The 7,514-nt window shown below is 55.7% G+C and carries 3 protein-coding genes and 1 pseudogene; 2 read left to right on the top strand and 2 right to left on the bottom strand.

All coding sequences use genetic code 11. The annotated features are described in order from the left end of the window. Window positions 1–417 precede the first annotated feature (417 nt). Window positions 418–888, bottom strand: a pseudogene (locus AC2FJV_RS20065) (tyrosine-type recombinase/integrase); the annotation flags it as partial. A gap of 304 nt (window positions 889–1,192) precedes the next feature. Beyond that, window positions 1,193–2,050: a LysR substrate-binding domain-containing protein gene (locus tag AC2FJV_RS20060; protein ID WP_496714482.1), complete on the bottom strand. Its 858-nt coding sequence runs from the start codon at window positions 2,048–2,050 to the stop codon at window positions 1,193–1,195. Window positions 2,051–2,135: 85 nt separating this feature from the next. Between AC2FJV_RS20060 and AC2FJV_RS20055 the strand changes: the two genes are divergently transcribed. Beyond that, window positions 2,136–3,158, top strand: a complete 1,023-nt coding sequence (locus AC2FJV_RS20055) for a permease (RefSeq protein WP_496714480.1) — start codon at window positions 2,136–2,138, stop codon at window positions 3,156–3,158. Window positions 3,159–3,643: 485 nt separating this feature from the next. Beyond that, the gene (locus AC2FJV_RS20050; protein WP_496714479.1) at window positions 3,644–7,441 is read left to right on the top strand and encodes a hypothetical protein; all 3,798 of its coding nucleotides are present in this window, start codon (window positions 3,644–3,646) and stop codon (window positions 7,439–7,441) included. Window positions 7,442–7,514: the final 73 nt, after the last annotated feature.

Genomic DNA, 7,514 nt, shown 5'->3' with positions numbered 1-7,514 from the left:
AGATCAGACATGTTCACCGCTCGTTTTTGAACCGTGAATCACGCCGCAAAACGGAAATCCATGGGTCCTGACCCTAGTAATAAGTTCGCTACCAATTTCGTCGAAAACTTAGTTTGAAAGCCGTAAGTTCGTGCGGCGTCGACGTGAATAAGTACCAGGGCACCCGTTTCAAATTGTCCGAAGTGATTGGCCTGTATCCGGTTTTGCCTCTTTCTCTTTGCGACAGACGCGATGCGTAAATAGCTGCCGTTGGTGCGCTGGCAGCGAAAGTCAGTATCGTTCGCGTTCTGTGAGTTCGCTTGTGTTGAGATATTGCTGTCGTAGCGAATGACCGAAAAGTGGGCTGCGACCGCAGCATCGTGACGGCATGTCGAGTGACCGGTAAGGGCCGACCGTGTAGGCGGCCCAGAGATGTTTGATTTCAATAGCTTCAGCAATGGCCAAGGCATCCTCAAGTTCAACGCCAAGATACCTGACTGTACTGTCCATCTTTGTGTGCCCCAACAGAAGCTGAACGGCGCGAAAGTTGCCAGTCTTCTTGTTGAACTGAGTGGCTTCCGTTCGCCGCATCGAATGCGTGCCATATGCACTGGCTTCCAGTCCGATCGACGTGACCCAGTCCCGAACAATCTACGCATACTGACGTGTCGATATGTGAAGGCGCTCATGAAAACGGCCTAGCCAAAGATACTCTGATCCGACCATCAATTCGTATTCCATCCATTTTTCGACGGATGTGCGGGTGCCTTCCGATATCTCAAACCGAACTGACTTCTGCGTCTTGTTCTGCAGCACTGAGGCGGGTTCCCTGATCTGGCCTGACGCCAGCACATCCACAACTTTCCTCTTCACAAGGTCGCAGCCGCGAAGCTTGCTGTCGATTGCCATATTGAACAGAGCAAGATCACGATGGTACTCTGCCAATTCAAGCCGCACCCAGATTGCTCAGACATGCTTTGGTTTCAGTAGCCGCTTCTGACCGACAATGCGGCCCTTGTTCCAGGCTAGTCGAAGTGCGCGAATGGCAGGTAAGTTTGGTATTTTCATGACTAATCCTCCGATCCGCCATGCCCTCCCAAAACGACGACCCGACGTTGACACAGGCGTCATACCACAGGATGCCGCGCCGCCTCCGATGTCAGGAACCTAGTCCGACCTGCCCATTCGACAGAGCGCAGCGAAAGTCAGCTTTTTATGGCTTGGCCATAAATGCGGCTCGGATCGCCTCCTTCATAGCGTCCTGAGGCCCTTGTTCTTTCGGCTTGCTGGATGCCATCACCAGCTTGGAGGCAGGCGTGTTTCCGAAGCCCAATGCGTCGTTCACCACCGATAGACCTGCGTGAAACGACGAGCGACCAAGTAGACCTACTGCAATCCCAGCTTCAACCGCTGCAATCACGCCAGAGACGCTCTGGCTGGAATATACAACGCGATATGGCTCTCCGCGGGCTTGCAATGAATTGACTGCCGCGTCGCGCCACCAGCATGCATGATCGAACAAGGCTACCGGAAGGCTTTCATCGATCTGAAAATTCCAGCGCGCCGACGACACCCAACAAGTTGGGTCTTCATAAAGAACTTCTTCATGGCTGGACGGGTTTTCGACCTCATAGACCGCAAGGTCCAGCGAACCTTTGTCGAGGGCCTCGGGAAAACTGGTGCTCAGAGCGCATGTGACATCCAGTTCGACTTTCGGATGATGGCGGGTGAAGGTCGCAATGATCGCCGCGAGTTTCGTTCGCCCGTGATCGTCGGGTATCCCCAAACGTAGTTTCCCGCTTACAGTGTTCTGGGAAATCTCCCGTAGTGCCGCGTCGAGACGTGCCGTCACCTCCTGCGCGACTGGAAATAGCTTTCGTCCCGTGTCGCTCAGGACCACCCCGCGACCATGCCTGTCGAAGACCGGCTGACCCAGGATCGCTTCGAGGCGCTTGATTTGAAGGCTCGTTGCAGACTGCGACCGGTGGATGCGGGCGGCGCCTTCTGTGACGCTTCCGGCATCAGCCACGGCGACGAAGGTTCGCAAAAGATCGCTATCCAGGTTTTCCATTTGTTTTTCCAATATCGGAAATTGAAACTATGCGTTTCACAGATGCCTCGCGCCGCACTATTTTTCAAGGTCAGAGGAGTATCCCATGTCCGATCAGACAGCTGCCAACCGACCATCCAACCGGAAACCCTTAGTGTGGGGCCTGTTTCTGCTTCTGTTGGCAGGTGTAGGTTTTGCTTGGCCGGAACACGCCGCAAACGCAGCAAGGTTCGTCCTATGGGGTCTAATTGTCGTTGCCCCCATTGTCATTCCGGGCATCATACTAGCAGCTTGGATCATCGCCAGCGGCGCGGATACCCACATCGCTGGCGCGTTCGAGGGCAGGACGCTGAGAGCGGTTTTGGCTGCATCGCTCATCGGAGCCATCACGCCGGTCTGCGGTGTGACGGTGCTGCCCTTAATGGCCGGATTGCTGGCAGCGGGCGTGCCACTCGCTCCGATCATGGCATTCTGGCTGTCCTCCCCAATAACTGATCCGGCGATGCTCGCGACAACAGCCGCGACACTGGGTTTGAGCTTTGCGATCGGCAAAACACTCGCAGCTTTCGGATTAGGCGTATTCGGGGGCGTGATCACAGGGCTATTCGCCAAGACACCTTGGGCAATGAGCGCGCTTCGAGACAATGGTCTTGCGCGCCAACTGAGTGCCGCACGATGCGGCAGGGATCAACCCTTTGATCCATGGGTATGGCGGTCTGAGGCACGAAGGCATTCTTTCAGCAGACAGTTCTGGGCGACCACGCGGCTGATCCTGATCTGCCTGATCCCGGCATTTGCCGCCGAGTATGCCTTAAACGCCGCACTGACGCCGGGCGCACTGGCAGCATATGTTGGCGAAGACAAATGGTGGGCCATACCCGCCGCTGTCTTTGTCGGTGCCCCGGCCTATATCGACGGTTACGCTGCGCTCCCGCTGACACGCGGGTTGATCGACAACGGCATGTCCGAAGGCGCGGCGATGGCTTTCCTTGTCTCGGGCGGCGCGGTCAGCATCTGGGGTGCTATGGCCATCGCACCGGTGCTCAAATTGCAACCGTTGATGCTCTATCTGCTGCTTGCAGTTCTGGGTTCGCTTGGGGCGGGGTATGTCTTTGGGTGGATCGTCTGAGATTCAGCGTTAACGGGAAGCAGACGTTCAGCAACCGGCAGCTTCGTCCGCAATGTGTGAGTACGAGCAGCGCCAAAATTTGCACTTGCAGCGAATGACCGAAATGCGGGCTGCGTCCGCAGAATGCCAGCGGGGTGTTGAATGCCTTTTATGGGCCGCTCAGTGCTTTTTGGCCGCGTGCGCGGTAAAATTGCACAATAACCAGTTCTTCACGTCAGAGCTGTGCGGCATTTTGCACTTGGCACCGTGCGGAAGGAGTGCGGTGTTCATTGCTGTTAATGCCTCCGAGCGGCGACGCCCTAGGTGGCACCTGATTGACATTTTGGGTATTTTGGCGCAAAATAAAAGCATATTTAAACAGCATTAACACTATTCCAAATTTGCAAATCACACTTGGTCGAGATTGGTGTAAAGCGTCCTATTTGGCGCAATTCCCAAGAGAAATTGACAGAAGTTCATTTTTAAAACGGAGGCTTACTTTAGCTATGTCCAGTCTTATTCAATCTGTTTTCGGTCGTGTCACCCAACAAGAGAACGGTCAGCCCGTACACGGAATATTGGTCAAGATTCAGGCGGTATTTGGGGATGGCTGGCGCAAGCGAGACGGCTGTAAGATCGATCTTGGATGCGTCCTGACGGCCGCCGATGGCCGATTTGTGCTCATAGTGGATTCGTCGAAAATACCCGAAGACTGTCGATGTGCAGGTCCGATGGAATTGCGGATAAAGCTGCGCGACCGCGATGGCGTGCGCATCCATAAAGCTCGGCTCAAGATTGAGGATTGTTCCTGCACCGACGATATTAAAATCGACGTCGCCATCCCGGCAAAGAAGCTGGCGTGTCACCTGAGGCGCCCGTTAAGCTGGGCTGCACCGGATAAGCCGTTTTTGCCAGAAAGCGTTCTTGATGACATTGAGGAAGCGCTTGAGCTTGCGGATGCTGATCGGTTGCTGCGCAAGCGCACTCACTTCTTTGAGTGCATCCGCCCGACGCTTGCGATTTTTGACAACTCGCTTAGTGATGCCTGGAGTGTTCTGAACGGAGACGTCGCTGCCAAGGGGCGCTATGTGGATGTACTCAATGCTCTTTGTGCCACGTCGCCAACAGGCTGCGGCTGTGGCGGCGCATCCGGGGATGATGCAGGCGGTATCTTGCAGGACATTTTTTCCGACGACTGCAATGATGACAGCTGTAGGCCCATCAAATCCAAACCCAACCCGGTGTGCTGTTCCGACCATGTCTGCCCGACCGGTAAGTCCCTGATCGCTGACAAAGACATGAGCTTGATGGTCTTTGCGGCCATGCATGTATCCTGTGGTCACAGACCAACAATGATCAAATACGTCGGCGCGCTGCTTGAACAACGTTGCCGGTTCCAGGTGTTGACCGCGCTTCATGAAGCAGCTGTCAACCTGATTTGCAAGAAGCCGCACGCAGGGCGTCATTTTAAGGATCTGCTCGAATATGTGATGTGCATCTGCACCGGTCAAACCTCTTGTGGACAAGTGCCTTGCTGTCAAACTTGTGTCCGCCAGCCCATCCTGGATTGCATCACGGATGCATATAGAAACTGGTGCAGTATCGAATGCTACACCGTGACCAAGATCAACCCAGAGCGTGCCTGCCCCGGTGACACGGTTGCGATCTGCGGGTGCGGGTTTGGCGATATTGCGGGGCAAGTGCAGTTCACCCAGCATGGCACGATGAACCCCGGTCCGATCGCTGTGCCGACCTCGTGGTCAGACGAACGCATCTGCGTGATCGTCCCGTCCAGTGCAGGATGTGGTTTGGCGATCATTCCTCCGACCCAAACGATCAGCGTCTGCGATCGTTTCCTGGACTATCGAAAAAGCGGCACGATGTTGGCTGAGTTCGAAGGCACAAGCGCTGACATTCTCAAGTTTATCGTCAAAGGGCATCAGAACGACGACTGCCTGTTACCCGGCGAGGTTCTGAAAATCCGCTGGAAGGTCTGCGCCGCTGACTCAGTGACTGTGCGCATCGTCAATACAGACACCGGCTCTGCCATTGCGCAGATTTCACCGGCCCCCGATCTGGGACGCTGGGACTTCGATCAGACTGACTTCGACCAAACGACCCGAGTGCGGGTCGAAATCGTCGTGACCGGTAAATGTAAACCTCCTACAGTAAGTCAGGGCTTAGACCTCGTTTTCCAGAACCCGCCGGATCTATCCATCGACGGGGTCGAGGTAACGCAGGCGATTCAGTATTTCCGTGCCAACCAGCATCTGACTGATCCAGCTGACCGCGGCCCGGACAACTCCCTTCAACTTGTTGCCAATAAATCGGCCTGGGTGCGGACATATCTGCGCAGTGGGCAGGATCCGAATTTCGATAATGGGCAGCTCGGCAATGTCAGTGGCACACTTCAAGTGGAACGCCGGGTTGGTGGGATCTGGTCCACGGTAGCCAATATCGTTCCAACCAATGCCCCGGTGACAGCGCAGGACAGTTTCTCGAGCTACGACGCAGAGAGACGCGACATTGATGCGACGCTGAACTTCATTATCCCTGCCAACGTGATGACCGGGCTCTTGCGCCTTTCTATCACTGTCTCGTCGCCAGACGATTGCTATGGAGGCAGCGGCACGGCCCAACAGCTTGTTGATGTCGATCTTGAGCAAGAGTTGCGCGTTGCAGCCGTCACAATTGGCTATAACGGTCCACCGATGGGCGGCGGCGCCAATATTACTTTGCCTGCCCCCAACGCAGCGCAAGTTGCCGCTGATACCAGCTTTGCGCTTCGGGTTTTCCCGGTAGGCAGTACGCCCAACGTGCGGATCATCGACAGTCAGACAACAACACAAGGTCTGACAAACAACAATTTCCCAGCGGGGGGATGCGATCCCAACTGGACGCCGATCCTGAATTTCGTGGCTAACGCGCGCACGAATGACGGTAATCAGGGCGATTGGCTTTACTATGGACTGGTCAATGCGGCGATCCCGCGCTCGCATGGCAACACAGGATGCGCCAGCGGCGGCAACGGCGCTGGCTTGTCCGGTAGCCCGGTCACGTTGGCGCATGAGTTGGGCCATCAGGCGGGTTTACCACATGCCCCATGTGGCACGGTCGGCACGCCAAACGCGAGCTACCCGCTTTACGAGCCTTACGATACCGGCATGACAACGACCGATAGCAATGGCAACACTGTCTATTCGGATGCGAGCATCGGCGAATACGGCCTCGACACAAATGACGGGACAATACACCGGCCAGCCAACAGTGAGGATCTGATGGGTTATTGCGGCCCCCGGTGGGTCTCGATCTTTACGCATAACTATATGCTGAACCGCGCCGAATTTGACCCGGTGGCGCTGGCAACAGGCGTGTCTGGCGGCAATTCGGTGGGGGCAGGCGCCATGGAAGTCGACAGGCAAGACCAGATGCGTCCTTTCGTGACGATCGTGGGAGAGGTCGGCAAAGACATGCAGGTCTCGGTCGCAAGCCTCGTACGGGTTCCAACCCGGCCCTTGCGTATGTCTGGCGCGCGTACCGATCTAGTTTTGCAGTTGATCGGGGACAAGGACGAGGTGATCTCATCTGCGCCGGTGTTCACAATGGATAATCACGACGCCAATGGCGATGGCTGCGGTTGCGGCGGAGGCGATAAAAAGGATCCGCCTAAACCGCCGTATAGTTTCATTGCGGCAATGGGCGATGTCGGCTCCGGAATTGCAATCCGCATCTGCCAGGGGGACGCAGTCATATGGGAGCGCAAGCGACCGGCACGGCCGGTTAAATTGGCTTCGGCTGAAGCCAGCATTGGCAAGTCTGGTCTAAAGGTTTCCTGGAAAACGACCGGTGCCAAGCGTGGTTACGATCCCGATATTTGGCTGCAATGGTCTTCTGATGGTGAACGCTGGAACGGGCTCAGGGTTGGTGCGAGAGGTAACAGCGTTGAGATCGACCCCAACACCATTCCGGTCGACAAGGTTTGGATTAGGGTCCTTGCTCATGACGGTTACTTCACCGCAACGGCAGACACCAAGCAAGTTAAACTGCCACTAGCGCCACCCGAACTCGCCATTATTCACCCCTCTGAGGGGCAAGTGGTGCGCCCGGACCGACCGCTGCATCTCTGGGGTACATTCACTGGCCGCACCGAAGCAAAATCCGTTGAATGGTATCTGGACGGCAAGAATGTCGCCAAAGATCTGGATGCTTGGATCGATGTACCCAAGCCAGGTGACCATGTGGCGGAGCTGCGCGTTAAAGGCGCAAACCCGGTAACTGTCAAGTTTTCTACAGGTGAGCGCTAGGGTCAGGACCCATGGATTTCCGTTTTGCGGCGTGATTCACGGTTCAAAAACGAGCGGTGAACATGTCTGATCT

The organism is Ruegeria sp. CDSA241, from assembly GCF_059611265.1.
This window is presented reverse-complemented; position numbering and strand designations above follow the sequence as displayed.